30 protein-coding genes are annotated in these 24,387 nt (G+C 51.6%); 20 read left to right on the top strand and 10 right to left on the bottom strand.

Annotation, left to right across the window (positions count from 1 at the left end; all coding sequences use genetic code 11):
* Positions 1-24 precede the first annotated feature (24 nt).
* The 9 genes from IPF95_10060 to IPF95_10020 form a co-directional block, all read right to left on the bottom strand.
* A complete protein-coding gene (locus IPF95_10060) occupies positions 25-1,071 on the bottom strand; it encodes an efflux RND transporter periplasmic adaptor subunit (protein MBK6475037.1) in 1,047 nt (348 codons plus the stop codon).
* A complete protein-coding gene (locus IPF95_10055) occupies positions 1,068-2,411 on the bottom strand; it encodes a TolC family protein (protein MBK6475036.1) in 1,344 nt (447 codons plus the stop codon). Before IPF95_10055 ends, IPF95_10060 begins: the two co-directional genes overlap by 4 nt.
* Before the next feature lie 23 nt (positions 2,412-2,434).
* Entirely contained in the window at positions 2,435-2,869 is a 435-nt protein-coding gene (locus IPF95_10050) for a hypothetical protein (GenBank protein ID MBK6475035.1), read from the bottom strand.
* A complete protein-coding gene (locus IPF95_10045) occupies positions 2,866-3,303 on the bottom strand; it encodes a hypothetical protein (GenBank protein ID MBK6475034.1) in 438 nt (145 codons plus the stop codon). The genes IPF95_10050 and IPF95_10045 overlap by 4 nt, the downstream gene beginning before the upstream one ends.
* Positions 3,300-3,890, bottom strand: a complete 591-nt coding sequence (locus tag IPF95_10040; protein MBK6475033.1) for a TetR/AcrR family transcriptional regulator — start codon at positions 3,888-3,890, stop codon at positions 3,300-3,302. Before IPF95_10040 ends, IPF95_10045 begins: the two co-directional genes overlap by 4 nt.
* 111 nt (positions 3,891-4,001) lie before the next feature.
* A complete protein-coding gene (locus IPF95_10035) occupies positions 4,002-4,475 on the bottom strand; it encodes a DNA starvation/stationary phase protection protein (protein ID MBK6475032.1) in 474 nt (157 codons plus the stop codon).
* A 71-nt stretch (positions 4,476-4,546) separates the two neighbouring features.
* Positions 4,547-5,131, bottom strand: a complete 585-nt coding sequence (locus IPF95_10030) for a cytochrome b/b6 domain-containing protein (GenBank protein MBK6475031.1) — start codon at positions 5,129-5,131, stop codon at positions 4,547-4,549.
* A 14-nt stretch (positions 5,132-5,145) separates the two neighbouring features.
* Positions 5,146-5,565, bottom strand: coding sequence for a hypothetical protein (locus tag IPF95_10025; GenBank protein ID MBK6475030.1), 420 nt, complete (start codon positions 5,563-5,565; stop codon positions 5,146-5,148).
* 232 nt (positions 5,566-5,797) lie between these two features.
* A complete protein-coding gene (locus tag IPF95_10020) occupies positions 5,798-6,256 on the bottom strand; it encodes an OsmC family protein (GenBank protein ID MBK6475029.1) in 459 nt (152 codons plus the stop codon).
* 221 nt (positions 6,257-6,477) lie between these two features.
* Here IPF95_10020 and IPF95_10015 point away from each other — a divergent pair, with 221 nt between their 5' ends.
* The 15 genes from IPF95_10015 to IPF95_09945 all read left to right on the top strand — a co-directional run bounded on the left by IPF95_10015 (position 6,478) and on the right by IPF95_09945 (position 19,881).
* The gene (locus tag IPF95_10015; protein MBK6475028.1) at positions 6,478-6,912 is read left to right on the top strand and encodes an Rrf2 family transcriptional regulator; all 435 of its coding nucleotides are present in this window, start codon (positions 6,478-6,480) and stop codon (positions 6,910-6,912) included.
* Complete coding sequence (locus IPF95_10010) at positions 6,909-8,720, top strand: cbb3-type cytochrome c oxidase subunit I (protein MBK6475027.1); 1,812 nt, start codon at positions 6,909-6,911, stop codon at positions 8,718-8,720. The genes IPF95_10015 and IPF95_10010 overlap by 4 nt, the downstream gene beginning before the upstream one ends.
* 3 nt (positions 8,721-8,723) lie before the next feature.
* Positions 8,724-9,740 (top strand): cytochrome c, encoded by a 1,017-nt coding sequence (locus tag IPF95_10005; protein ID MBK6475026.1) that lies wholly within the window; start codon positions 8,724-8,726, stop codon positions 9,738-9,740.
* Positions 9,740-10,009, top strand: coding sequence for a hypothetical protein (locus IPF95_10000; protein ID MBK6475025.1), 270 nt, complete (start codon positions 9,740-9,742; stop codon positions 10,007-10,009). The genes IPF95_10005 and IPF95_10000 overlap by 1 nt, the downstream gene beginning before the upstream one ends.
* Complete coding sequence (locus IPF95_09995) at positions 10,002-10,412, top strand: cytochrome C (protein MBK6475024.1); 411 nt, start codon at positions 10,002-10,004, stop codon at positions 10,410-10,412. The genes IPF95_10000 and IPF95_09995 overlap by 8 nt, the downstream gene beginning before the upstream one ends.
* On the top strand, positions 10,409-10,804 hold the full coding sequence (locus IPF95_09990) for a group III truncated hemoglobin (protein ID MBK6475023.1): 396 nt from the start codon (positions 10,409-10,411) through the stop codon (positions 10,802-10,804). Before IPF95_09995 ends, IPF95_09990 begins: the two co-directional genes overlap by 4 nt.
* 6 nt (positions 10,805-10,810) lie before the next feature.
* Positions 10,811-11,287 carry a hemerythrin domain-containing protein gene (locus IPF95_09985; GenBank protein ID MBK6475022.1) on the top strand — a complete coding sequence of 159 codons (477 nt, stop codon included), beginning with the start codon at positions 10,811-10,813 and terminating at the stop codon, positions 11,285-11,287.
* A 162-nt stretch (positions 11,288-11,449) separates the two neighbouring features.
* The gene (locus IPF95_09980; GenBank protein MBK6475021.1) at positions 11,450-12,541 is read left to right on the top strand and encodes a sensor histidine kinase; all 1,092 of its coding nucleotides are present in this window, start codon (positions 11,450-11,452) and stop codon (positions 12,539-12,541) included.
* Positions 12,538-13,854 (top strand): sigma-54-dependent Fis family transcriptional regulator, encoded by a 1,317-nt coding sequence (locus IPF95_09975; GenBank protein MBK6475020.1) that lies wholly within the window; start codon positions 12,538-12,540, stop codon positions 13,852-13,854. The genes IPF95_09980 and IPF95_09975 overlap by 4 nt, the downstream gene beginning before the upstream one ends.
* Positions 13,855-14,407: 553 nt before the next feature.
* Positions 14,408-15,640, top strand: coding sequence for a Glu/Leu/Phe/Val dehydrogenase (locus IPF95_09970; GenBank protein MBK6475019.1), 1,233 nt, complete (start codon positions 14,408-14,410; stop codon positions 15,638-15,640).
* A 2-nt stretch (positions 15,641-15,642) separates the two neighbouring features.
* Complete coding sequence (locus IPF95_09965) at positions 15,643-16,764, top strand: NAD(P) transhydrogenase subunit alpha (protein MBK6475018.1); 1,122 nt, start codon at positions 15,643-15,645, stop codon at positions 16,762-16,764.
* Between the two features lie 3 nt (positions 16,765-16,767).
* Positions 16,768-17,094, top strand: a complete 327-nt coding sequence (locus IPF95_09960; GenBank protein ID MBK6475017.1) for an NAD(P) transhydrogenase subunit alpha — start codon at positions 16,768-16,770, stop codon at positions 17,092-17,094.
* Positions 17,091-18,473, top strand: a complete 1,383-nt coding sequence (locus IPF95_09955) for an NAD(P)(+) transhydrogenase (Re/Si-specific) subunit beta (GenBank protein MBK6475016.1) — start codon at positions 17,091-17,093, stop codon at positions 18,471-18,473. Before IPF95_09960 ends, IPF95_09955 begins: the two co-directional genes overlap by 4 nt.
* A gap of 1 nt (position 18,474) precedes the next feature.
* Positions 18,475-18,885 (top strand): GreA/GreB family elongation factor, encoded by a 411-nt coding sequence (locus tag IPF95_09950; protein MBK6475015.1) that lies wholly within the window; start codon positions 18,475-18,477, stop codon positions 18,883-18,885.
* A gap of 99 nt (positions 18,886-18,984) precedes the next feature.
* Positions 18,985-19,881, top strand: coding sequence for a hypothetical protein (locus tag IPF95_09945; GenBank protein ID MBK6475014.1), 897 nt, complete (start codon positions 18,985-18,987; stop codon positions 19,879-19,881).
* A gap of 30 nt (positions 19,882-19,911) precedes the next feature.
* Here IPF95_09945 and IPF95_09940 read toward each other — a convergent pair whose 3' ends face one another.
* Positions 19,912-20,862, bottom strand: coding sequence for a putative sulfate exporter family transporter (locus IPF95_09940; protein ID MBK6475013.1), 951 nt, complete (start codon positions 20,860-20,862; stop codon positions 19,912-19,914).
* Positions 20,863-21,406: 544 nt separating this feature from the next.
* On the opposite strand from IPF95_09940, the gene IPF95_09935 reads away from it, so the two are divergent.
* The 5 genes from IPF95_09935 to nth all read left to right on the top strand — a co-directional run bounded on the left by IPF95_09935 (position 21,407) and on the right by nth (position 24,325).
* The gene (locus IPF95_09935) at positions 21,407-21,883 is read left to right on the top strand and encodes a DNA starvation/stationary phase protection protein (GenBank protein ID MBK6475012.1); all 477 of its coding nucleotides are present in this window, start codon (positions 21,407-21,409) and stop codon (positions 21,881-21,883) included.
* Between the two features lie 15 nt (positions 21,884-21,898).
* Positions 21,899-22,210 carry a phosphoribosylpyrophosphate synthetase gene (locus IPF95_09930; protein ID MBK6475011.1) on the top strand — a complete coding sequence of 104 codons (312 nt, stop codon included), beginning with the start codon at positions 21,899-21,901 and terminating at the stop codon, positions 22,208-22,210.
* Positions 22,211-22,479: 269 nt separating this feature from the next.
* On the top strand, positions 22,480-22,965 hold the full coding sequence (locus IPF95_09925) for a hypothetical protein (protein MBK6475010.1): 486 nt from the start codon (positions 22,480-22,482) through the stop codon (positions 22,963-22,965).
* Positions 22,962-23,693: a M15 family metallopeptidase gene (locus tag IPF95_09920; protein MBK6475009.1), complete on the top strand. Its 732-nt coding sequence runs from the start codon at positions 22,962-22,964 to the stop codon at positions 23,691-23,693. Before IPF95_09925 ends, IPF95_09920 begins: the two co-directional genes overlap by 4 nt.
* Positions 23,690-24,325, top strand: coding sequence for an endonuclease III (gene nth, locus IPF95_09915; GenBank protein MBK6475008.1), 636 nt, complete (start codon positions 23,690-23,692; stop codon positions 24,323-24,325). The genes IPF95_09920 and nth overlap by 4 nt, the downstream gene beginning before the upstream one ends.
* Positions 24,326-24,387 lie beyond the last annotated feature (62 nt).

Genomic DNA, 24,387 nt, shown 5'->3' with positions numbered 1-24,387 from the left:
TCGTTCTACTATTCGATGTTCAGGTTACTTGGTCTTCACGGATACGCCGTCACTGAGATTGATGAAGCCGCTGGTGACGACGATATCGCCCACATTCAATCCATCGACAACTGCAACTTGTTCCGCGTTTCCGGCACCGGTGGTGATCCGTTTGCGCATTGCACGACCGTTCTGTAACACGTACACTTCGGGTTCCAACGAGGATCCGATGATCGCCTTTGCGGGGATGGTCGGTGCCGTAGCAGCATCGGCAGGAACGGAGCGCACAGTGGCGGCCATACCGGGCTTGAGTCCCTTGGTATCCGCACCGTTCAGCGCAATACGTACGGGGAAATTATGTGACATGTCGCCGCGGCTTCCTACGCTGGTGATGATGCCCTTGATGCGCATGCCACTGCCGGATGCAAGCACATCAACGTGTTGATCTTTTCTGAAGCGCTCTAACTCGGATCCGGGTACGGCGATCGCGAGTTCCAATGTGCGATCATCGCTGATCATGGCCACGGGCATCGATGGGTTCAACACCGTACCGACGTCCACGAAAAGTTGTGCTATGTAACCACCTATCGGCGCGGAGATCTCCGTACGTTGTACTTGTTCTTGCAAGGTGCCTAGTTGGACCTTCGCGGCTTGTAATGCGAGTTCTGTTTTCTCCAGTTGAACGCCTTGCACGGCATCTTGCGCCGCCAAAATTGAGTAGCGTTCTTGGTCTTTTTCCAAGCCATCCACCTGTACTTGTGCGGCGCTCAATTGCCTGCGTAATAGATCGCCGTCCAAGCGTGCGATCACCTTGCCCTTTTCCACCCACTGTCCCTCCTGCACCGGCACTGCGACCACACGCCCGGGTACTTCGGCCATCACTTTTCCTTCGCTAACAGCCTCGATCGTTCCGCTATAACGCACGCCTTCGGATAGTGCGATGGAGCGCACGGTATCCACCACTACATGCACAGGCGTATTGCGATCGAACCGGTACACCCGTTCTTCTTGGATGCGCTTGTTGCCGGCCAATTTCCATACGGTCAACGCCAGCAAAGCGGCAATCACGAACCAAGGGATGTAGCGTTTCATGGCTGTTCGGTTTTGAGCAGGACACCGTTGAGGCGCTGCAGTTCAAGTTGTGCTTTGCGCAGGTTCACCAGTGCGTTGAGATAGTTCATCTGCGCTTCGTGTTCGCTTTGTTCCGCGAGGATCAGATCTGGCACGGTGGCCAAACCCTGTGCGTGTTGCGCCATGGTGCTCCGCCGGATACGTTCGGCCAGCGCCAATTGCGCGGTGTTGTTCGTGATCACTTGTTCAGCGATCGTGAGTTGCCGTTGTACACCGCGGCGTTCCACATTCTCCTTGTCCAGCAGTGCATCGCGTTGCAATTCGGTGCGTTGCAGTTCGAACTTTTTGGACTTGATGCGATGGGCCAGAATGGTTCCTTGAAAGATCGGTACTTGCAGTTGAAGACCGAGGTATCCGATGGGATAGAAGTTGAAGTGATCGTCGGCTTCCAACGGTCCGAAACCAGTTGTTCCGTACATGCCTTGGCCGCTGATCCCGGGTAGTCGCGCACGTTTCATGGTGCGTAATTCGGCGTTCTTTAAACGCAAGGCTTGATCGGCCATGCGCCGTTGCGTGGTGGTGCCCGTAACGGTGTTGGTCATTTCTTTTTTTTCGGGTGCTGTGGTGTCCACGGAAAGTGATGCATCCAAAGGCATTCCGGTCAAGACTTTCAAGCCATCCAATACCTGTTCATATTGACCTTGCACTTGGGTCCGTTGCGTGGTGAGTTGGTCCAGCTGTAGTGCGATGCGATCCACATCGGTGCGGCGTGCGAGCGCTTGTTCGTGCAGCAATTCCAATGTCCTGACCAGCGCTGCGGCATTCACCACGTTGCTGTCCAAAAAGGCCAAACGGCTTTGGAGGATCTGCACGTTGTAGTAAACGGCACTTACTTCCATTACGACATCTTCGCGGGTGCGTTCGTGCTGGATCGCTGCCATGGCCGCAGCTTCCTTGCCCACTTGCACGGCACTGAACGATGCCGGATCGTACAAAGGAATTTGCAACGCCAAGTTGGCCGCAATGTTCTGCGGCGTACCGAATTGGATATCGCGGTACGTTCCAGCTGGTCCTCCGAAAATAGAAGCCGGCATTAGCTGATACGGCAGGTCGGTGTAGTACTTGTAGTCCACCATGCCACGCAACTTCGGTAGTAGCGCGCCGCGCAATTCACCCGTGCGTTCATCGGCGATCTGCATATCGATCTCGGCCATACACACACGGCGCTCGTTCACCATCGCGGAATCGATGCATTGTTGCAACGACATCACTTGGGCATGCACTGGCGTAAGGGTCAGCAGCAACGCGACCATACTTAGCCAACGGCGGTAGGAAGGTGGTGTGTATGGCGACCGATGCATCCTGCTAATTCATTTCCACTGGACTACTCGAAGTAGTTGCCGTACGTACCGAGATAAGTTTTCATCTCTGCCAACTGCTTTGCATTTCCCGCGTCAAAACCACTGAATTGTTGGTGGATCGGGATCAGGTAATTGTGCAGTTGGTTGTGCGCTTCACCGGTCATGGTGCAACGCTCGAAGATCAATCCGAACTCCTTTTCCAGAGAGGCTTTCGCTGCCTTGGCATCACCCTTTTCTGCGATCTGCTTATCGACAAGCACGATCATGTTCGCGATGCCCGATGTGGTCTCGGGGTTGGCTTTCCAGCGCTTTCCGTTATCAAGCGTTACGGTTGGTTCAGACTCAACTGCCTTTGTTTCCGCCTTTTCATGTTTGGCGTGATCGTGGCCATCCTGTGCAGTGCAGCCTAAAGTGAAGAATGAGAGCGCAACGGTGGTAATAGCAAATTTGTAGTTCATGTTGGTATGTTTGTTGAAATGGTTCGTGTTTGTGGTTGATGTGCGCGACCGACCCGAATGGCCGTTGCGTAAAAAACGATAGTGAGTAGTGTACGGAAGATCATTGCGACGATCGTTCGTTGTTCATGGACACCGCCTTGGTAGATGTACCAGCCAAAGGCCAGAGAAGTAACAAGAAGCACAACACTGGCCATCCACAGTGGATAGCGCGCCCACCATTTGTGTGCGAGCAGTCCGATAGCCGCAGCGAAGTAGAGAATGGATGCGAAGAAATTCGCCAGCACAACGAACTGGACGTAGTTACCTTCCTTCTCACGCATACCAAAGAGATCCAGCAAGATGGAGCTGCTCAGGAACAACGTAACGCCACCGAAAAGCAGCAGCACCGCGATCAATGTCCAGCGTATCCATGAAGTATTTCGTGCGTTGCTCATCGTGCAGTGATCAAGGTTAGTATAGTGTCGATCAACTTGTTTCCGGCCCGTTTCACGTCGGTCCGTTTACCCGACATACGCCATTGCAACATGTGCAATCGGAAGGTCCCCATGACGATCTGCACCAGCATGTCAGTGGGTATCTTCTGAGTGAAGGTGCCTGCTATCTGGCCAGCACTTACAACTGCGCGCAGATGAACACGCATTACCTCCATCAAGTTCTTTATCGCCGTATCGATCACCAGCGAGGACTCCATGAAGTTGGTGGCGAAAATGGCCATCAGGTATTCCGGATGCGCTTTGAAATAGGTAAAGTGGCTATCGAACATCGCGCGCAGTCGCAGGTCCGGCTGATCTTCCTGGCTGGCCACCTCCTCCATGCGTTCCTGTACCGAAGCAGTAAGCAGTTGCAGCATCTTCAACAGGATATCTTCCTTGCTGCTGAAGTGCCGGTAAAGCGCGGCTTCACTAAAATGCATGCGCTCCGCCAAGCGCTTCGTGGTCAAACGTGCATAGCCGTCCTCGCTGATCAGCTGCCCTGCGGCGGAGATGATCTCGATCTGGCGTGGTGTGATTGGGGAGGGCATGGGTGATCGAATGAAACGCTGATCACGCTGAAAGAGTTGATCAACGCGGATCAAATAAGCGGGTTGAGAATTCAGAAGTTGTTAGCAGCTGTTGGACTGTAGATCGGTGAATTAGTTCTTCAGGAATGAAGAGTACATCCACACCAATTTCTCTTGCTCGCGGATGTAGTCGGACATCAGCGCGTTGGTGCCTTCGTCGTTCGCTTTGCTGCTCAGATCCAGGATCTCTCGTTGTAATACGATCAGCTCTTTGAATGACTCGAGGATGTGTTCCACAGCCTTTATACCGTCACTGACCTTCGGACTTTCTTTGATACTGGCCAGTTTGGCATAGGCGGAATAGGTGTGCTCCGGTGTGGATCCGAGCGTAAGGATGCGCTCTGCAACCTCGTCCACTTTCAGTAGAAGGTCGTTGTATAGCTCTTCGAATTTCACGTGAAGTTCGAAGAATTTTTCACCCTTGATATTCCAATGGAAGCCACGGGTATTCTGGTAAAAAATGGAATAGTCCGCAAGCAACACGTTGAGCTTTTCACTAAGCTTCTTTGCTTTCTTGGGGTCGAGGCCGATGTGATTGGTTTTCATGTTTTGTTGGGTTTGATGCGATGGATCACGCGTTCGTATGATCTATTTGTAACGTTTAACAGCAAGTGGGTTCATGGTTTAGGAGGAATTGTAGACCCACTTACTATTCTTGAAACGATTCCCTTTTGGTCCGTGAACTCGGCCCACAACACACCGGCTAAGTGGATCGTGATGAATGCCACTAAGTAGTAAACGCCGAGTTCGTGAACCTCCTCCAGTGAACCTTTCCATTCCTTCGGTCCCCAAACAATAAGCAGCCCGGTGATCAAAGAGACAACGACGAACCCGTAGAACAAGAGGTAGGTCCACTTCTTGAATTTCTCCGTTGTGGATAGAGCTTTTTCCATCGGGTTCTGGAACTTCATCTTTCCGAAAGCCGGAAGCATGAAGCGGATCGCGAACAAGCCTACGAGCACATAGCCTGTGTAGATATGCCAGTCCCACATCGGCTGCCGGATCTTTTTTGCCAAAGCGATGGCCTGATCCTCCGAAACATGCTGCTCCGTGTTGGCAAGCTGGTCCTGGATGATGGTCGCCACATTGTACTTGTTCATCCACGTCAACCGCAGAAAGATCGTAAACAGCAACAAAACGAACGACACCGCAATGGCCCAATGAACAATGCGGTATAGGGCGGGGTAGTTTTTCGATTTCATGGTGAACGGATCCTTTATGCTGCTTCCTTTATGGTGAGCTTCATGGTGTAGAACGAGATACCTAGCCATACAACCGATACGGTCATGGCGACAGCACCAACGAGCACCAGTGCTGGCGGTACGCCGAAGTAGACTTCAGCCAGAATGCCGATGGGCATCAACAAGCCGGCCATGGCCAACCACGAGATCGCTTTGGAATTATTCAACGTTCCGTGGAAGTGGAGCAGCAGATAACCGATGATCACATTCAGCACAGCGAAGAGATTGCCATGTACATGCGCCAAACGAGATTCGAAGTGCTTGCCGGTAGAATAGGTATCCACCCATGCCTGCTTATCGGGTGCGAAGTCACGCAGGTAGATCAGTAGGAAACCATAGAGCATGAAGCCGCCCATGATCAGGAAACCGATGGCTATGTTGTTCTTGCCGTGCATGGTGTTGGTTGTTAATGGAACGCTGATGACGCAGAAAGAAATGATCAACGCGGATAATGGTTTGTTGCTTCTGTAGTGCAAAGTTAGTTAGTGTTCACTAACCTAATGTGACCAATGTCACCTTTATGCCCTTTCGACCTTGAATTGTGGCCGTTGGAAAAGTTCATCGCACAAAAAAGCCAAGCAATGAAACGTGATCACGATCCGTTGCCCGGCCATAGCTTGCAGGTATTTACGCCACAGCGGCTACGGTCTCTTTGTTGTTGAAGCGCTCCACACCATTGTAGGTCACTTCCCAGGTAACGGGTAACGCACGTTTCATCATTGCGCTTACACCACAGAGTTCGTTCTGGGAACGGTCCACCACGCGCAATGCGTCCTCCTCATGTGCGGCATCACCGTGCATTTCGTAGATCAGGTGTACGCTTGTGTATTGGATCGGGGCCTGCTTGCTTATCTCGCCCGATACGTGAACCTCGAAACGGTCGAGCGGTTTGTCGGCTTTGCGTAAAAGCGCTATAACGTCCATGCCGGTACACCCGGCCAGCGCTGTAAGCATAAAGGGCTTGGGTATGGAGCCTTGGTCCTCACCACCTGCGCGCTCCGGCGCATCCATTACCACCGTGTGGCCTCCCACCAGTGCGTTGAACTGCATCTTCCCCATCCATACTGCTTCTACGTCGTGTGTCATTTTTGTTTTGTTTTGTGGTCCGGAACAGTTGTAGACCGCGGGCAAAGTTCTTGATAAAAAGGAGTGTGGAATGTGAGCAAAGTCACTGTTCGACATGATGGACCGGGGCAACACGCGGGACGTGACGTTTTGATCTTTACAAATGTCAATTGTTAAACGCAACATCTATTTTCGGACGTTAATATCTTATTTGAACTCTTCACAATATATTTGCACCCTCGATGTTCTCCAAGACCTGTGAATATGCCTTCCGGGCTACCACGTTGATCGCTGCTGCAAGCGCAGCCGGTGAACGACTCAGTTTGGATGCTATTGCCGAACGCACGGATTCGCCGAAGGCGTTTACCGCAAAAGTGCTTCAGCAATTAGCAAAAGCAGGCATTCTGGCATCGAACAAAGGTCCCAAGGGTGGCTTCGACCTACCCCCCTACGCAGCGAAAAAACTGAAGTTGAGCCACATCGTAAAAGCGCTCGACGACGACACCGTTTATCGCGGATGCGGCATGGGACTGAAAGAATGCAATGCCCTCAAACCGTGTCCGCTGCACGATCATTTCGAGCGCATACGGGAAGACCTACGGACCATGTTGGAGAATACGACGATACATAGCCTAATTGTTGGATTAGAAGATGGCGCAACATTTTTGAAGCGATGAAGTTATATTCATATTTCGGACACTTTTATCCTTTATTGCGCGGATCAGTTCTGTTGGGCGGACTACTCACCACCCGGATCACCTTCGCGCAAAGCACACGTACCGACGGTTGGGTCACTAGCCCCGGCGTGTTGGGGACGTTGCTCCTGATCGGTGTGGTCATGTTCATTGCCGTGCTGATTATTTCCGCCAAGGTGGATCGGGTCCTGAAAGCCACTAAAAAACGCAAGCTGCGCGAACTTCAAATTCCGGATGACGAACTGCTTTCACTGGACCCATCCGCATTAACACCGGAACAGCTGCAACGCAGAGACGCATTGCATTTCAAACTGAAAGGCCATGAATTGGGTGGCACCTTTCCCGCATTTGATGAGAAGGCTCTGATCACGCGATCCACCAGTGAACCGGACAATCCGTTGGTGGACGAAAAGATCTATTCTGGCACGCGACTAGCCGTGCCACCAGAGCTCACCAAACTCGTGCTTTGGTACCTCGGCGCTGCAACGTTCTGGTTGTTCTTCGGCACGTTGGTCGGGGAATACCTCGGATTGAAATTCGTTTGGCCGGACCTGGATGAAGTTTCGTGGCTCTCATTCGGCAGGTTGCGGCCCGTGCATACGAACACCGTGTTCTGGGGCTGGGCTTCCTTGGGCATGATCGGCCTTGCCTACTTCGTTATTGCGCGTACCTCCAACACGGTCATCCACAGTTATCGACAAGGCTGGTGGGCTTGGGGATTGATCAACGCATCGGTGCTGATCGGCAACCTGTGCCTGATGGGCGGCATCAACAACGGTGGTGGCGAATACCGCGAATATATCTGGCCGGTCGCTTTGCTTTTCGCACTCGCGTTGATCATCACGTTCCGCAATTTCTACGCCACCGTAAAACGCCGAAAGATCGCCGAGATCTATGTGAGCAATTGGTACATTCTGGCCTCATTGATCTGGACGATCGTGCTCGCCACGATCGGCTACCTGCCATGGTACCAGAACGGTTTAGGCGAAACGATCATTCAAGGCTACTACATGCACCAAGGTGTGGGTATGTGGTTCATGACCTTCACGCTGGGCCTCATTTATTACTACCTACCCTCCGCATTGAACAAGCCGATCTACTCTTACTCGCTGGGTGTTCTCGCTTTCTGGACACAGATGCTTTTCTACACGATGATCGGCACACACCACTTCGTATTCTCGCCTCTGCCTTGGTGGATGCAGACCGTCGCTATCGTGTTCAGTGTGGGCATGTTCATTCCTGTGATCGCGGGTAGCACGAACTTCCTGATGACCATGCGCGGGAGTTGGAGCGCGATCGGACGCAGCTATGTACTACCCTTTTTTCTTGTGGGTGTGATCTACTACTTCGTTGGTAGTTCGCAAGGCAGCTTGCAAGCATTCCGCTTCACCAACCACGTTTGGCACTTTACGGATTTCAACGTGGCGCACTCGCACATGACCATGTACGGCATCATCACGTTCATCCTGTGGGCTTGTATGTATGCGATCATCCCCAAGATCACCGGTCACGAACCTCCGCAAGTGCTGGTTGGAGCACACTTTTGGTTAGCCTTCATCGGACTGTTCGCCTACACGGTTTCACTCATGGCGGGTGGCACGGCGAAGGGGATGGCCTGGATCGAAGGTGTACCCTTCATCGAAACTGTCGTGAACACCCGAGGTTATTGGACATGGCGTGCGATCGGGGGCACACTGATGTTCGTATCGCACCTGATCTTCGTCTGGAATTTCTACACCATGTCGCGCCGCACCCGACCTGTTCCTGCACTAACCACTAATGCCGCTTGAGCCATGATCAACTTCCACAAGGACCATGCGAATCTGGTGAACGTAGCCCTGCTGGTGTTCGTTGTATTGAGCGTCGGCATTGCCGTTATGCCTGCAGAAGATCTTCAGAATACACAGCCGTTACCGGGCATGCCGATGATGACCGAAGCGGAACAACGTGGCCTATCCGTTTATATTTCTGAAGGATGCGTAGCCTGCCATACACAACAGGTACGCAACATCGAAATGGATAGAACATGGGGATCACGCCCATCGATCCCGAGCGATTACCACTACAGCAAGCAACGCATGAACGTATGGCAACAATCGCCTTCGTTGCTTGGCAGTGAACGTACCGGTCCGGACCTTACGAACGTGGGCCAACGCCAACCCGGCGCACAGTGGCATTTGCTGCACTTGTACGATCCGCGCATGGTGGTAAATGGATCCATTATGCCACGCTACGGTTGGCTTTTTCAGGAAGTGGATTCCGCAAGCGTGAATGAAGGTGATGTGGTGGTGCCGATCCCCGCCGATCGCTTGAGCGGTCCCGGTAGAAAGGTGATCGCTTCACCGGAAATGAACGATCTGGTGGCCTACTTATCTTCATTGAAACAGGCACCATTACCCACTGGTGTAGAACCGGGCATTTTCCTACCCTCCCCCGGCGCCGATGGCAAAGCTGTAAAACTCACTGAAGCGGATGCCCTGCCCGATGGTAGTGCGATCTTCTCCCAAACCTGTTCTGCATGCCACCAAGCAGATGGTAAAGGATTGGCAGGAGCATTCCCACCATTGGCCGGTAGCGTGATCGTGAATGATAAGGATCCTACACAAATGATCAGTATTGTTCTTGGTGGATACGATGCACGTGCGGATTTTGGCGTAATGCCCGCACAGGCCGAGAACCTCACCGATGCACAGATCACGGCAGTGGTGAACTATGTGCGATCCAACTTCAGCAATGAAGCACCACCAACAACCGAAGAGGTGGTGAAAAGCACCCGATTCACTGTTTCCCCTGAAACCGCACTACCATGATGCGCGCATTCCTATTCTTTTGCACCATGCTGCTCACCATGCCTTCGTGGGCCTGTGATGTCTGCCAGAAACAACAGCCGAAAGTATTGCAAGGCATTAGCCACGGAACGGGCCCCCAAAGTAGTTGGGACATGCCGATCATCACGGTGTCGGCGATCATCGTATTGTTCACTTTATTCTTCGCTGTAAAGTTCATGGTGCGACCGAACGAAGGCGACCCGGATCACATCAAGCGTTCCATCCTCAACACCTCTACACACCATGGCTGAAGAACGCAGTATCAAGCTCTTTCTCGACGAGGACCATAGTCCGTTCGCTGAATTCGCGCCGCCGGTAAAGTTCCTTTTCGATACCACGAAGTTACCCGATGGTCCGCATACTTTGCGTATTGTGGCACGCAGCACCAATGGCGTTGAAGGCATGCGTACTATCCCTTTCGAAGTACGCAACGGCCCAGCGATCACCGTGCTCGGGTTAAAGCCCAACGAAGTGGTGGAGGATCGCATCCCGATCACCATCAACGCTTATGGTAGTGAACGTAGCGATGTGTTCATGATCACCGGCTCGGAAACGCCGAAGGCAGTTCCTTCCTGGGTGTGGGCCTTGCTGATCGCGTTCGTAGGCTTTGCTGCATTCTATTTCACGCTCTACTGGGATCCAGCTTCACAATGAGAACGCTTAACGATATTTCCACGCACGACCATATTTGTCTTCTCGTGGATACCTTCTACGGTAAAGTGCGCGTAGACCCATTGCTGGGTGGCATTTTCAACGACGTGATCCAGGACCGCTGGCCGGAACATTTAGCAAAGATGTACCGTTTCTGGGGCACCGTTCTGATCAATGAGGGATCTTACAGTGGCGTGCCATTCCGTCCGCACGCAGGCCTGCCCGTATCCGAGGAGCATTTTGCACGTTGGCTCACCCACTTCCACGCAACGGTGAACGAACTCTTCATAGGACCCGTTGCGGATCTCGCTCACATGAATGCAGAACGCATGGCGGAGATGTTCATGATGCGGATCGATCGGTTACGAAAAGATCCGCGTACTTTTATCCAGTAGAACGCCATGACAACAGAAACAACTCCCATCAAAAGGCACCCTTCACTGAAGCCATTGAGCCGCGATCACCACCGCGGCCTTTTGCTCTGCTGGAAATTACGAACAGGTCTACAGAAGAACATAGACCCTGAGCGTATGATGGCGTACTGCCAGCGTTTCCACGCGGAACATCTGGTGCCACACTTCGGCTTGGAAGAAGAAGCGATCTTCCCGGTGCTTGGCAACGACCACGAGCTTGTGAAACGCGCTCTTGCGGAGCACCGTAGATTAACACGGCTATTCACGGAGAAAGAAGATCCCATTACCCGCATCTCGCAAATAGAAGAGGAGCTGGAAGCCCATATCCGTTTCGAGGAACGTGTACTCTTCAAGGAGATAGAAGCCGTTGCCACTGAGAAGGAATTGGATCGAATTGATGCAATACACGGTTCATTGGCCCCGAAGGGAGCGGATGCTTTGGAGGAAGATGTGTTCTGGGAGTGAAAACGTGTTCGTTGCCACCGCACAAGTTCAACCAATACATTTTTCGTTCCGTGCCATTTATTCCGCTGCGATATGCTGGTTCCGCAAACTAACCGTTGAACACCCCTGTGTGATCAAGCACCAACCCACTGCCGCAGGTATCTTTGCGTAGAGAACGTGAATATGCCATTACTGAATTCGGAACGGAAGCTGACCGAACGGGTCAAGGAATTAGCTTGTTTATATGCGGTGGCCCGTATTGCGCAAAAACAGGACACATCGCTTTCTGAACTTATTGATGGGATCGTTACCATCATTCCACAAGGGTTCCAGTTCCCGGATATTGCAGAAGCAATAGTGCGGTTCGATGATCGGGTGTTCGGTAAGGAAACCGACTCCCATGAACTATTGGATGCGGAATTATCCGTTGACGGCATTCGCCGTGGAAGCATTGCCGTGTCCTACCCGAACGGTACGGATACGAAAGACATGCCACTTTTTCTACCGGAAGAACAACAGTTGTTGGACAAACTGGCCCAGGAACTTGCTTTGATCATAGAACGAAAAGAACACCGCGAACAACAGACGCTCGTGCAGACTCACTTGCGAAACAATGATCGGCTGGCCATTCTTGGGGAACTGACCGCTGGTATCGCTCACGAATTGAACACTCCATTAGGCAACGTGCTAGGCTACGCTGAATTGCTGCAACAAAATGAAACGCGGCCAGAACGTAAGAATGATCTGCAGCGGATCATCGACTCCGCGCTTATTGGGCGTGAGATCGTAAAGAAACTGATGTACTTCTCATGCGAAATGCCCGCACAGTTCCAACTTACCGATCCAGAGCAAGCCATACGTGGAACCGTAGGATTGATCGAATACCGCTTGAACGAACATCACGTTTGCGTGGATTGGAATATTGCCCCCAACCTGCCTGAACTACGTTTGGATGCGATCCAATTCGCACAGGTGATCACCAATGTCATGCTGAACGCTCTAGCTGCTATGCCCAACCATGGCAATATCACCATCGCAGCATACAAGGAAGGTAGTTCCGTAAATGTTGCGATCACGGATAATGGCAAGGGTATAGCGAATGAGAACTTGAAAAAGATCTTTCAGCCCTTCTTTACGACCAAGGCGGTAGGCGAAGGAACAGGACTGGGCTTAGCGGTCGTGCACGGCATCATGAAAGCCCACCAAGGCGATGTAACAGTTAGGTCCAAGGTAGGTGATGGTACCACGTTCACGCTCACATTTCCCATACCATGAAAGAACAACCGTCCGTGCTGCTTGTGGATGACTCCCGCGATATGTTGGAACTGCTGCGGCGGTACATGAACAACATGGGGCTAACACCATTTACCACCAACAATGTGGTGGACGCGATCGCTGTGCTCGAACAAGGCCCAGTGGATCTCGTGATCACGGACCTGAACATGCCCGATGTACACGGCACCCAATTGGTGCGCTACGTTGCACAGCACTTTCCGAAAGTGCCTATACTCGTGTTGACCGGATACCCCGAAGTGCAGGTGGCCGTGGATGTAATGAAACTGGGCGCCGTGGAATTCCTAGTGAAACCGGTAACGCAGGATGAGCTCCGTGTCGCTGTTGAGAAGGCGCTTGGCAATGCGACATTGGGATCCATCAATACCCCCTCGGCAACGATAGAAATTCCGGGAATTATTGGCCGCTCACAGACCATGCAGGATGTGTTCCGGGTGATCGAACGTACACGGAACAACCAAGCAACAGTGCTGGTAACCGGAGAAAGTGGCACGGGCAAAGAAATTGTTGCACGTGCGATCCATTACAACAGTGATCGATCATCTGCACCGTTCCTAGCAGTGAATTGCGGGGCCATCCCGGACCAGTTGCTGGAAAGCGAACTTTTTGGACATACCAAGGGTGCATTCACCGGAGCCACCACCAACCGAGCGGGTTTCTTCCAAGCGGCCGATGGCGGAACCCTATTCCTGGATGAGATCGGCAATGCTTCCGCAGCCGTACAAGCCAAGCTGTTGCGTGCGATCCAGGACAAGGAGATAACCATGTTGGGTGCCACGAAATCCCAACGCGTAAGTGTTAGACTGATCTCTGCCAGCAACTCAAATTTGCTGGATATGGTGAGGAACGGATCATTCCGCGAGGATTTGTACTACCGGTTGAACTTGATCAACATCCACTTGCCAGCACTGCGTGATCGCGCAACGGACATTCCCTTATTGATCAATCATTTCAACACCAAATACTGCAAGGAAATGGGCAAGAGATCGTTGCGCATTTCGGCTGCGGTACTGGATGCGCTACAGGAATATGCATGGCCGGGGAACGTACGGGAACTCGAAAATTTCATTCACCGCTCAGTGATCATGAAGGACAGCTCCATCACAATGGATGACCTACCGGAAGCCATGAAGACCAGCGCTCCAAAACGTTCCTCGAGCACTGAACTTCACTCCCTCGCCGACATGGAAAAGCACCATATTCAGCGCGTGATGGAAGCAACCGGGAATAACAAGACCAAAGCGGCGGAGATCTTGGGGATCGATCGGAAAACCTTGCGGGAAAAATTGAAGTAGTACCGGTACATTCCGTACCAACCGGGGAATTACACCCCACTTTTACGGTGCTAACGATCCGTGTTCGGTGGTTCTATGACAACGATCAAAATTTTCTAAAATCCTTTATTGACAGTACTTTCCGAAGGATACATCCGAACCTAGCCCGTGACGATCACCCGCTTGGCATAGCCCTTGACCTTGGATGGGCAATGAACAAGATCCCGTCACAACCTGGAATTAGGTCCTCTGCGTCGCATTCGATCTGTCCATCGTGTGTACATGATGGCGACTGCGTATTTCAACGCAACGCGGCAACTCCTATTCTATTCTGTCTAGAACATGAGGTAAAACCAACGCCAACGCTGATGACAGTAGTTGATAGCCGCGTAATTCCGAAGACAAGCATTCCCGGATTATGCGGATCTTGCGATCATGTTGAATACTGTGCGTTACGAAACATGGATCACATCACGTATCATTGTGAGCATTATAAATGAACCCCGTCAAACCTGAAATGACAACAGAAGCCATAAAAAAAGCCGAACGAAAGGAAGGCATGTACGAGGTGGTCATGGAGCAATTCGCCCATGCCGCCGATATCATGGATCTGGACCCCGGTGTCCGCAAGATCCTTGCAAAGACCAATAGCGAGATCGTGGTCCACTTCCCGGTGAAGTTGGACAACGGCAAGATCGAGGTCTTCACCGGCTACCGCGTGCAGCACAACAATGCGCTCGGGCCCTACAAAGGCGGCTTGCGTTACCACCAAACGGTGGACATCGACTCCGCACGCGCCTTGGCCATCTGGATGACGTGGAAGACGGCGCTGGCCGGCTTGCCGTACGGCGGCGCCAAGGGAGGGATCCAGATCGATCCGAAGCTGTACTCGCAGAACGAACTGGAGCGGATCACACGGCGCTTCACCTACGCATTGGGAGACAACATCGGGCCTGACCTGGACATTCCTGCGCCGGACATCAATACCAATGCGCAGATCATGGCCTGGATCGCGGACACGTATTCCTCCACGAAATCCCCTGCCACACGTTTCGCCAACCTGCACGTGGTGACCGGAAAGCCCTTGGGCGCCGGTGGCTTGGAAGGACGTGATCGTGCTACAGGTTTCGGTGTAGTGGTGAACTTGAAAGCGTGGGCAAAGCGACGCAACAAGTCTTTGAACGGGATGAAATATATCGTGCAAGGATTCGGCAATGTGGGCTATTGGACCGCGCACTTCCTACTGAAAGAGGGTGCCACCTTGATCGCCGTTCAGGATGCTACGGCCACCTTGTATGACCCGAAGGGTATCGATCCCGAGGCACTGCTGACGCATAGTGATGCGAGTGGACGCAACATCAAGGGATTCGCTGGTGCGAAAGAAATGGAACCAAAGGATTTCTTCGGATTGGATTGTGAGATCGTGGTGCCAGCAGCACTGGGAAATCAGATCACCGGTGAGAACGCAGGAGCAATTAAAGCAATGGTGATCGCCGAGGGAGCCAATGGACCAACGAACACCGAAGGCGAACGGATCCTGAGAGAAAAGAACATCGACATAATTCCGGACATCCTTTGCAATTCCGGCGGTGTGATCGGCAGCTATTACGAGTGGCTCCAGAACAAACGAAGCGAGATCTGGAAGATCGCAGAAGTACTGGAAATGCTCGAAGAAAAACTGGAGGACGCATTCACGAAAGTGGCGGATACTGCCACGGAATTCAACGTGGATTGGCGTACCAGCGCATACATCGTGGCACTTCGTCGATTGGAAAAGGCATATAAGGAGCGTGGTATATTTCCATAAGTATGGTGTCCATAGGGATCTTGAAGGAACGGGCGGACCGCCGGGTGGTGGTGCTGTCACCTGCCGGAGTCGAACGCCTAGGCGGAAAAGCCACCGTACTCGTACAGCGTGATGCTGGACGTGCGGCCGGTTTCACCAACGAAGCGTACACAGCAGCAGGGGCACAGGTCGTAGAGAGAGAGGAGGAAGTGATCAATGGCGCTAACGTGCTAGTAAGCTATGACCATCACTACTTGGGCGGGCCGCTCAATGGAGCAAAGACCTTCATCGGTTTCTTCAATTTCCTAGGCATGCCTTCCAAGCTGGACCTATACCAACGTCAAGGAGTTTCGGCATACAGCTTGGACCTCATGCCAAGAACGACCCTAGCGCAAGCCATGGACGTACTCTCGTCGGTGGGGTCGATCTCCGGATATCAGGCCGTACTACTGGCTGCTGAACGATCATTGGCTACCGTGCCAATGATCACCAGTGCTGGTGGAACATTGAGACCAGCGAACTTTCTGATCATGGGTGCGGGCGTGGCCGGCCTCCAAGCCATTGCTACAGCACGCAGATTGGGTGCGGTGGTAAAAGCCTATGATGTACGCAGTGCATCCAAGGAAGAGGTGGAAAGCCTAGGGGCGGAATTCATCGAGGTTGAAGGAGCCGTGAACGATCGTGGCGCTGGCGGTTATGCCGTGGAACAATCTGAAGCCTTTCTGCAACAGGTGCGTGAACGCATCTCCTTGGAAGCGGCAAGGGCTGATGTGATCATCACCACCGCAAGGATCCCCGGAAAGAAAGCACCGATATTGATCACTGACGATATGGTGATGGGCATGAAACCCGGCGCAGTGATCGTGGACCTCGCGGCGGCATCAGGTGGCAACTGCACGGTGACACAACCCGACCGGACGGTGATGCATAACGAGGTCACCATCCTCGGTCCCACATCGATCGAATGCAGTTGTGCCCACAGCACCTCCTTCCTGCTCTCCAACAATTACAGCACCTTCATTGAATACTACCTGGCACACCGCGAGAACATCACCAATGATGAGATCTTGCGTTCTACGCTGGTTGTGCAGAACGGCGAATTGGTGAATGAGCGTGTACGTGCACTCACAGCCGCAACTCTTTAACTTATGGAATTCAGCTACACGATCACGTCGATCGACGGTCTCTTCGTTGTTGCTCTTAGCCTACTGGTAGGCTTTGAGGTAATAAAGAACATACCTGCGGTCCTTCACACACCCTTGATGTCCGGATCCAATGCCATCAGTGGCATTATCCTCATCGGCGGCATTATACAGTTGCTCAACACTACACCGGATAGTCCATGGACCATGGCGGCGGCATCACTCGCAGTGCTTCTCGGCACCATTAATATCGCGGGTGGCTTCTTCGTCACGCACCGCATGCTTTCCATGTTCGTTGTGAAACGTAAACCAGCTAAAGGTCAAAAACCATGAACATGGAATTGATCTATCTGGCAGCAGCTATAGGGTTGGTGCAAGGCTTGAAGTTCATGGGCGATCCAGCTCGAGCAAAACTGGGCAATACCGTCGCAGCAGGCAGTGTCATTGTGGCACTTATCGCAGTGGCGATCGCCCATAGTAACCCGGGAACAAGCATGATCAGCATAGCCCTGTTACTCGGGCTTATCCTGATCGGCACGGTGATCGGAAAGGTGTGGAGCGATCGTGTGGCCATGACCGCAATGCCCCAGTTGGTGAGTATTTTCAATGCCTTAGGTGGTGCATGCGCAGTAGTTCTAGGGTTGAATGCTGTGTATAGCGAGGCACCAGTGGAAAATAATTTCCTTGCCGTTGTGCTCATTCTCGGTGGTGTATTCGGTGGTGCTGCATTTACCGGGAGTATGGTGGCCTACATGAAACTGGATGGACGCAAACTACCCCGTCCGGTAAAAGCGCACAAATACATAGCGCAAGCCCTTTTGTTGATCATGAGCGTCCTCACGCTTGCCTATCTTATAGTGCCCAGCATGTCTCCGTCGTTCCCAACGGTTCTGCTCATGATCTCCATGGCTGCATTGCTCTACGGGATCTTCTTCACCTTGCCAATTGGTGGCGCTGATATGCCTGTGTTGATCTCGTTGCTGAACGCCTTAACGGGTGTGGCCACATTAATGGCTGGCCTCATCTTCCACGATCCGGTGATGCTCATCGGTGGTATCCTCGTAGGAGCTACCGGTCTATTACTGACCACCCAGATGTGTACGGCCATGAACCGATCGTTGGGCAGTGTCCTTGCGGGTAGTTTCCGCTCCTCTGGCGCAGCTACTGACGAGGCTGAACAAGAGATCAAACCGATCACCGCTGTGGAAACGGCATCTTTGTTGGCGTTCAGCAGACAAGTGGCAGTTGTGCCAGGTTATGGCATGGCCGTGGCACAAGCGCAACGCGAATGTTTCGCATTGCAAGAGCAATTGCGACAGAATGGGGTGGAGCTTCATTTCATCATTCACCCTGTAGCAGGCAGAATGCCCGGACACATGAACGTGTTGCTGGCCGAAGCGAATATTCCTTACGCATCGGTCCTGGACATAGCTGCGGTGAATGGAAAGATGGAATACTACGATGCGGTGCTCGTGATCGGTGCAAATGATGTAGTGAACCCCGCAGCCGAGAACGACCCTACCAGCAGTATTTACGGAATGCCGATCATTCGCGCTTACAAAGCCAAACAAGTGATCGTCATGAAACGTGGCATGGCCAAAGGCTATTCCGGAGTTACCAATACCCTTTTCGATCGTGCTAACTGCAAGATCCTTTTCGGGGATGCCAAGGAAAGTTTGGAAACAATAATCAATGAACTGAAACGAATTTGACATGGAAAACCCACGCTTGATCATCTGCGCTAAAGAACGCGATCTAATTATGGCTTGGATCATTGGTGGCACGCCGCCCGATATCACCATACGCCAGAGTTTGGATAAACTCTACTCGGAACTCGAACAAGCAGATATCCGAAAGGCCGAAGAATTGCCGCACGATGTAGTGCGCGTTGGGAGCATTGTTACCATACAAGCTCCATCCGGAAGAAAAGAAGGTCTGGAACTGGTGATGCCGCGTGATGCTGACCTGAAAGCCAATAAACTATCTGTATTTACCGTAATGGGTTCGGCGTTGGTCGGTTACAGAGAAGGAACTTCCATTACTTGGAAATTGCCCAAGGGCGAAGAAATGATCTACTTGGAGAAAGTGGACAACACCAAGATCCATACGCAAGTGAGTGACTGATCGGTAACGAGCGGAAGGTCCCAAAACCTTATACTTTTGTCAACCAGCGATCCGTACGTTCCATAACGTGCGGATCGTTGCGTATTGGATCCCACCTGTATGAACAACTTTTTCATCCCCATTGTTGTGGCCATCGGCATTACTGCGTGCAGTACCACGGAACTCACCACGCATGACCGAACTTCGGGATATGATCTGAACAAGCCATCAGCGATCGCCGTACTGCCCGATACCCTCCACGAGGTTTCCGGCCTTACCGATATCGATGATCATACCGTAGCCTGCATCCAGGACGAGAACGGTGTATTGTTCTTCTACGATCTGCTGACCAACTCCATAAAAGAGCAGTTCCAATTCCACATTGATGGCGACTATGAGGGCGTAACGCGTGTTGGAGATGCCATGTTCATTCTGCGTAGCGATGCGACCTTGTTCAAGGTGGATCACTACAGACAGAACGAGTTCACGTTGTACACTTACCCTACCGGGATCCCGGCAAAGAATAACGAAGGGCTTTGCTACGATGAAGCGAACAACAGGCTTCTTATCGCCTGCAAAAGCAAACTAGGGAAAGGTTCGATATTCAAGGATAAACGGGCGATCTATGCGTTCGATGTGGCAAGCAGCACATTACTGCCCGACCCCGTTTTCGAGTTCGATCTACAAGTGATCAAGGACTTCGCTATCGCCAAAAAGATCGACCTACCCGTACGCACCAAAAAAAGTAAGGAATGCGCGGTGGAAGTACCCGTGCTGAAATTCAGCTCCTCAGCGATCAGCGTACACCCCATCCGGAACGAGCTGTACGTTCTTTCCGCTGCCGATCATTTGTTCTTCATTTTTGATATGCAAGGAAAGATCATTCACATGGAGGCCATTGATCCCAACGTGTTCAATAAAGCAGAAGGCATTACATTCCTTGCCAATGGCGATATGCTGATCAGCAATGAAGGGCAGGACGGCAATCCCACTTTACTACGCTTCAACTACCGTTGAAGACCCCGTTGCACGGGCACTAAGCGCAGATCATCCCAATGAGAGGATCGCGATCAAGGACATTACGCTGATCAGGACCCACAACAGGATCCCCAACACCATCGGCTTAACACCTACGGCGCGCATGGTTTCCAACGTAAGACTGGCACCAACAAGAAAGAGTGTGAGCGTTAATCCACGTTTTGCGGCCAGTGCTAACCAACCATACACCGTGGCATATTCCGGAAAGTAGCTGCTGAACACCATGGCGGCAATGAACGATCCAATGAACCACGGCAAGGTGACCTTGCCCCCACCCTTCATAGCCAACGCGGTGATCAACGACAGCGGAATGATCCAGAGCGCACGTTGCAACTTAACCGTGGTCGCAATTTGCAGGGCTTCTTCACCATAAGCCGCGCCGGCGCCGACCACCGAGCTTGTATCGTGTATGGCAATGGCGCACCATAGACCGAATTGATGCTGGCTCATGTCCAACAAATGACCCAGCAAAGGAAAGATGAGCAGGGCCACCGAATTCAAGATGAACACCGTGCCTAATGCTACGGTCATCTGTTTACCATTTGCTCTAACAATTGGCGAAACCGCTGCAATAGCACTGCCTCCGCAGATCGCTGTGCCGCTGGAGATGAGAAAGGCGGAGATCCCATCGACCCGTAGCCACTTGGCAAGGATCCAACCCAACATCAACGTGAGAACGATCGAGAATACGGTGAAGACCAAACCGTCCTTGCCTGCAGCGATGGCGTGTTGCAGGTTCATCCCAAAACCCAGACCCACCACGGAAGCCTTCAGCAGCCAGTTGGTAGCCTGCCGGTTCCATGCCGCGAACGGATCACCGATGGTAAGTGCCAGCACTAGACCAAGCAACAGTGCCAATGGCGGCCCCATCGCCGGACTTAGACAGAGCAACATGGCCACAACGAAGATGCCTTGACGTGTACGCGGCTCAACGTGCAAGGGAGGTACTCCTACTACCATGTCATCATTCTGCACGGTTTCTTCGGGTCCTGACTTCGGCCCTTTCATGGATCAAAATTCGCCAATAAACACCATTACGCAAATTAATGTTCGGCACGATCGGTCCTCAGTTGAGTATTGCGCAACTTTTGTTTCCGGATCATACCACAACGCCCGTCTTTGTGATCTACCAGGTACCGTATAAAGATGAAACACATCCGTTGGACCATGTCCGGTGCGATCCCGAATAGCGATCACTGTATGATCATAAGCAAAAGTGCATGACTTCGCTGGTAGATGAGACCCGACCATGCTCAAAGTGGATATTGTTCCAGATCATGAATTGAGGATCGACAATTTCAAATGACCGCGAGCGATACATGGACTTGTGATACGGCTGATCGAAGGGGGACCGTGATCATGTGTTCTTCACAATATTTACAGATCGCCTCGTTGGATCCTTCTTATCTTGTCAACAAGGGGTCCAGTACAAGGCAATCGTTGCATGAACGAAGTAGATCGGCTCCGAAACTTGAAATGATCAACCCAAAGGCCCAATAGGATAATGAAGAATATGAGCGCGATAGGTCTGGACAAGACCCGATCAAAGGAATTGGCAGAAAAACTGAACGAACTGCTTGCTGATTATTCGATATTCTATCAGAATACACGAGGTTATCATTGGAATATCAAAGGACCGGAATTCTTCGAGCTGCACTTAAAGTTCGAAGAGTTGTACAACGACCTTCTCATCAAGATCGACGAGGTGGCTGAGCGGATCCTCACGCTTGGTCATACACCACATCATAAATACTCGGACTATACGATGATCTCGCGTATTGCGGAGAGCAAAGAGATCTCCGATGGCGCTAAGGCCGTAGCGGAGGTCCTTGATTCCTTCAAGGTATTGATCGAGCTACAAAGGGAGTTGCTTTCACTTTCCGCCGAGGCGAACGACGAAGGAACCAACGCACTGATGAGCGACTATATCCGTGAGCAGGAGAAATCGGTATGGATGTATTCTTCATACCTAGGCAAATAATGAAACAGAACCGTAATGAACGAAAAACATGAAGCATACGACACATTAGTGGAGGCGATCAATGGTCTTCGAAAGCAGGGCTATGTGGAAGACTTCAACCTGAAAGAACAATGCATTGAGTGTAGGAGTCGCGATTTCATTTTGTTCCACCATGAATTCGAAATTGACAAATACTTCCGGTTCGAAGGAGCTTCGAATCCTTCCGATAATTCCATTCTCTATGCTATTTCCAGCAAGACGTCCGACCACAAGGGTGTTCTGGTGAACGGCTACGGCATATACTCTGACGAAATGAGTGATGAGATGATGGAAAAGCTCGGATCCTAATGGTACAACGTTGTCGAATATGACACGGCCTGATGGCTTAGAGCAACAGTTATCCAGCGGTAGGATCAAGTTTTTAGTATGTTCTGTATAAACGATGCATTGCCATCCGTTCGAATGTGACAGGACATCAGAACCGATTGCGGAACCGATCAACGCTGGTATATGCTTCATCAACGCATTCAGAAGCGGGAGCATTACTTTGTACATTAAGACGCACGATCAATTTTCTGCTTCCATCAAATCACCCCGACCGCGCAATTGCCTAGAGCATGAATGTAATTTTCATAGTTGTTCTGACAGTACTACTGGTACCGCACGACTATTTCATTTCCATTCTGACCATGCGCCACGACCCGGTAGCGCATACCATTGATATGACCTGGCATATGACCGCGCATGATGTAGAACACGCATTGGCTAATGTTGCGGACCTTAAATTGGGGTCGCAGCATGAGCACCCGAAAGCGGATAGTTTGTTGAATGCCTACTTCGTGGACCATCTGCATTTGAGCAAGGATAACAGCGAACTGCAATGGCAATGGATCGGTAAAGAGCTGGAAGGCGAGAATTTGTTCTGTTACATGCAAGTGCAGCACATGAATAGCCTTGTTGGCCTGCGCATATCGAATACGCTTTTGCACGATGTGTTCGCGGAACAACAGAATAAAGTGATCGTTGAGGGGATCGGCGGAGGAGGTCCTGTTTGGACCTACACGTTCAACTTGGGCGATGGGCCGGTAGTGCATGGAGAATGAACAGGTGGATACTGACCATACCGTTGTTGTTACCGTTCATCTACGCACATGCGCTTTCGACAACACAGATACACCATAGTACTAGAGCGGATATGGTGGGGTTCGCGGCCGAATTACGCGTGATCGAGAACCATTTAGGAGAGCTCGGCTCCGGGATCCGGGATCAATTGGTACCGATCGAAGTACAGTATTATTCATTCACGGATAACACGTGTAACAAGATCGATACGACACGGTTGTACGCTGGGATCTTGATCGTACACAGTTGTTTGGTTGACGATGTGAAAGCCATATTCAACGAAATGAAACGTGATCGATTCCCCATTGCGAAAGTGATCCCTATCAATTGCTACGGATTGAATGCGGACAGCACCGGTTGGAACGATGCTGCATCCATGGCCGATAACAATACATCAGCATTCAATTACCGCAGTCGGCCGACTTCGCCGAATATCAGCAAGCACACACAAGGCATAGCGATCGACATCAACCCATTATTGAATCCCTGCACAACCGCTGGTCCCAACGGTACGATAGTGGAACCTCCAAGTGGAACGTATGTACCGGGGCGTCGCGGAACACTTATCGCAAATGAGATACTGGCGATCATCGGCAAGTACGGCTGGTCCTGGGGCGGACTGTGGCCGAAACCGAAGGACCTCCAGCACATCGAAAAGACCAAGGGGAGGTGCGAGCATATGGAATTCAGTAATGTCCTGCGTCAATGACCAAGCAAGAAAAAGCCGCCTTCGTGCAGGAAACATTGGAACGGCTTTATCCCGAACCGGCCATTCCACTTGACCATAGGGATCCTTACACCTTGCTGGTATCCGTGTTATTGAGCGCGCAATGCACAGATAAGAAAGTGAACGAGATCACCCCACTCCTTTTCGCAAAAGCGGATACACCGGAAAAAATGATGCGGCTTGACGTTGACGAGATCCGCGAGATCATAAAGCCATGTGGATTATCGCCTATGAAATCGAAAGGTATTTGGGGGTTAAGCCGCATCATTCTCGAAGAGCACGATGGCCAAGTACCCGCTGATATGGCAGCCTTGGAACGTATGCCGGGCGTAGGACACAAGACCGCAAGCGTTGTTATGTCCCAAGCCTTTGATATACCTGCTTTTCCTGTGGATACGCACATCCACCGCTTGGCATGGCGATGGACCTTGAGCACAGGTAAGAACGTGGAACGCACAGAAGCCGATCTGAAGAAATTATTTGCGCGAGAAACATGGAACGCCTTGCATTTGCAGATCATCTACTTTGGTAGAGAACATTGTCCGGCCAAGAAGCACGACCCGCGCGTTTGTCCGATCTGTAGTGTGATCGGTAGGCGATCAATATTCGATTAGATCAAAGGTGACAAGTGTCATGATCGGATCAGGAAAGTATGCGTACTTTCCTTGCATATCTA

The sequence above is a fragment of the Flavobacteriales bacterium genome (genome assembly GCA_016704485.1).
Classification (GTDB): domain Bacteria; phylum Bacteroidota; class Bacteroidia; order Flavobacteriales_F; family PHOS-HE28; genus PHOS-HE28.
Note: the sequence above shows the minus strand (reverse complement) of the source record. Positions and strands in the feature narration are given on the sequence as shown.

What these genes read in the sequence shown, in the direction of transcription:
- IPF95_10060 (MBK6475037.1), bottom strand. Translation starts at nt 1,071, where the DNA reads ATGAAACGCTACATCCCTTGGTTCGTGATTGCCGCTTTGCTGGCGTTG.
- IPF95_10055 (MBK6475036.1), bottom strand. Translation starts at nt 2,411, where the DNA reads ATGCATCGGTCGCCATACACACCACCTTCCTACCGCCGTTGGCTAAGT.
- IPF95_10050 (MBK6475035.1), bottom strand. Translation starts at nt 2,869, where the DNA reads ATGAACTACAAATTTGCTATTACCACCGTTGCGCTCTCATTCTTCACT.
- IPF95_10045 (MBK6475034.1), bottom strand. Translation starts at nt 3,303, where the DNA reads ATGAGCAACGCACGAAATACTTCATGGATACGCTGGACATTGATCGCG.
- IPF95_10040 (MBK6475033.1), bottom strand. Translation starts at nt 3,890, where the DNA reads ATGCCCTCCCCAATCACACCACGCCAGATCGAGATCATCTCCGCCGCA.
- IPF95_10035 (MBK6475032.1), bottom strand. Translation starts at nt 4,475, where the DNA reads ATGAAAACCAATCACATCGGCCTCGACCCCAAGAAAGCAAAGAAGCTT.
- IPF95_10030 (MBK6475031.1), bottom strand. Translation starts at nt 5,131, where the DNA reads ATGAAATCGAAAAACTACCCCGCCCTATACCGCATTGTTCATTGGGCC.
- IPF95_10025 (MBK6475030.1), bottom strand. Translation starts at nt 5,565, where the DNA reads ATGCACGGCAAGAACAACATAGCCATCGGTTTCCTGATCATGGGCGGC.
- IPF95_10020 (MBK6475029.1), bottom strand. Translation starts at nt 6,256, where the DNA reads ATGACACACGACGTAGAAGCAGTATGGATGGGGAAGATGCAGTTCAAC.
- IPF95_10015 (MBK6475028.1), top strand. Translation starts at nt 6,478, where the DNA reads ATGTTCTCCAAGACCTGTGAATATGCCTTCCGGGCTACCACGTTGATC.
- IPF95_10010 (MBK6475027.1), top strand. Translation starts at nt 6,909, where the DNA reads ATGAAGTTATATTCATATTTCGGACACTTTTATCCTTTATTGCGCGGA.
- IPF95_10005 (MBK6475026.1), top strand. Translation starts at nt 8,724, where the DNA reads ATGATCAACTTCCACAAGGACCATGCGAATCTGGTGAACGTAGCCCTG.
- IPF95_10000 (MBK6475025.1), top strand. Translation starts at nt 9,740, where the DNA reads ATGCGCGCATTCCTATTCTTTTGCACCATGCTGCTCACCATGCCTTCG.
- IPF95_09995 (MBK6475024.1), top strand. Translation starts at nt 10,002, where the DNA reads ATGGCTGAAGAACGCAGTATCAAGCTCTTTCTCGACGAGGACCATAGT.
- IPF95_09990 (MBK6475023.1), top strand. Translation starts at nt 10,409, where the DNA reads ATGAGAACGCTTAACGATATTTCCACGCACGACCATATTTGTCTTCTC.
- IPF95_09985 (MBK6475022.1), top strand. Translation starts at nt 10,811, where the DNA reads ATGACAACAGAAACAACTCCCATCAAAAGGCACCCTTCACTGAAGCCA.
- IPF95_09980 (MBK6475021.1), top strand. Translation starts at nt 11,450, where the DNA reads ATGCCATTACTGAATTCGGAACGGAAGCTGACCGAACGGGTCAAGGAA.
- IPF95_09975 (MBK6475020.1), top strand. Translation starts at nt 12,538, where the DNA reads ATGAAAGAACAACCGTCCGTGCTGCTTGTGGATGACTCCCGCGATATG.
- IPF95_09970 (MBK6475019.1), top strand. Translation starts at nt 14,408, where the DNA reads ATGGAGCAATTCGCCCATGCCGCCGATATCATGGATCTGGACCCCGGT.
- IPF95_09965 (MBK6475018.1), top strand. Translation starts at nt 15,643, where the DNA reads ATGGTGTCCATAGGGATCTTGAAGGAACGGGCGGACCGCCGGGTGGTG.
- IPF95_09960 (MBK6475017.1), top strand. Translation starts at nt 16,768, where the DNA reads ATGGAATTCAGCTACACGATCACGTCGATCGACGGTCTCTTCGTTGTT.
- IPF95_09955 (MBK6475016.1), top strand. Translation starts at nt 17,091, where the DNA reads ATGAACATGGAATTGATCTATCTGGCAGCAGCTATAGGGTTGGTGCAA.
- IPF95_09950 (MBK6475015.1), top strand. Translation starts at nt 18,475, where the DNA reads ATGGAAAACCCACGCTTGATCATCTGCGCTAAAGAACGCGATCTAATT.
- IPF95_09945 (MBK6475014.1), top strand. Translation starts at nt 18,985, where the DNA reads ATGAACAACTTTTTCATCCCCATTGTTGTGGCCATCGGCATTACTGCG.
- IPF95_09940 (MBK6475013.1), bottom strand. Translation starts at nt 20,862, where the DNA reads ATGGTAGTAGGAGTACCTCCCTTGCACGTTGAGCCGCGTACACGTCAA.
- IPF95_09935 (MBK6475012.1), top strand. Translation starts at nt 21,407, where the DNA reads ATGAAGAATATGAGCGCGATAGGTCTGGACAAGACCCGATCAAAGGAA.
- IPF95_09930 (MBK6475011.1), top strand. Translation starts at nt 21,899, where the DNA reads ATGAACGAAAAACATGAAGCATACGACACATTAGTGGAGGCGATCAAT.
- IPF95_09925 (MBK6475010.1), top strand. Translation starts at nt 22,480, where the DNA reads ATGAATGTAATTTTCATAGTTGTTCTGACAGTACTACTGGTACCGCAC.
- IPF95_09920 (MBK6475009.1), top strand. Translation starts at nt 22,962, where the DNA reads ATGAACAGGTGGATACTGACCATACCGTTGTTGTTACCGTTCATCTAC.
- nth (MBK6475008.1), top strand. Translation starts at nt 23,690, where the DNA reads ATGACCAAGCAAGAAAAAGCCGCCTTCGTGCAGGAAACATTGGAACGG.